Below are 695 nucleotides of genomic sequence, written 5' to 3'. Positions count from 1 at the left end.
GGGTGGACCGTCGTCCACGTGACCGCAGCCGACCTTCGCGACCCGGCAGCGCTGGTGGCCCGGGTCCGGGATGCGCTGGCCCGCGCAACTTCTCGGAACTCGGCCTTTGGAGCCTCGGTCGGAGGCCCAGTTCGGTGAAGTCGGCCCCGAGCCGGGCGGGGCGGGGCGGGCTCAGCCGAAGAGCTGGGTCCACCAGGGGCCGCCGGAACCGGTCGCCACACCCACGCCGAGCCGGGTCAGCCCGCAGTTCAGGATGTTGGCCCGGTGGCCGGGACTGGCCATCCACGAGGTCATGACGGCGGAGGGGTCGGCCTGCCCGCGCGCGATGTTCTCCGCCCGAGCCGCGACACCCCCCCGGTCGGCGCGGTCGATGGGGTCGAGGCCGTCGGGGTCCACGTGGTCGAAGAAGCCGCGGTCGCGCATGGCCGTGCTGTGCGCACGGGCGACCGCGGCGAGCCCGTCGTCGGCCGCGACCGGCCCGCACCCGGCTGCGGCGCGCTCGGCGTTCACCAGTGCCCGGACCTGCCCCTCCACCCCTGCGGTGGCCGGGGCCGACTTCACCGAACTGGGCCTCCGACCGAGGCTCCAAAGGCCGGGTTCCGAGAAGTTGCGCGGGCCAGCGCATCCCGGACCCGGGCCACCAGCGCTGCCGGGTCGCGAAGGTCGGCTGCGGTCACGTGGACGACGGTCCACCC

The 695-nt window shown here is 75.4% G+C and carries 1 protein-coding gene; it reads right to left on the bottom strand.

Annotation, left to right across the window (positions count from 1 at the left end):
• Window positions 1-171: 171 nt before the first annotated feature.
• Entirely contained in the window at window positions 172-561 is a 390-nt protein-coding gene (locus E9529_RS21475; RefSeq protein WP_236833285.1) for a CAP domain-containing protein, read from the bottom strand.
• Window positions 562-695 lie beyond the last annotated feature (134 nt).

This window comes from Blastococcus sp. KM273128, from assembly GCF_021698975.1.
Taxonomy (GTDB): domain Bacteria; phylum Actinomycetota; class Actinomycetes; order Mycobacteriales; family Geodermatophilaceae; genus Blastococcus.
Note: the sequence above shows the minus strand (reverse complement) of the source record. Positions and strands in the feature narration are given on the sequence as shown.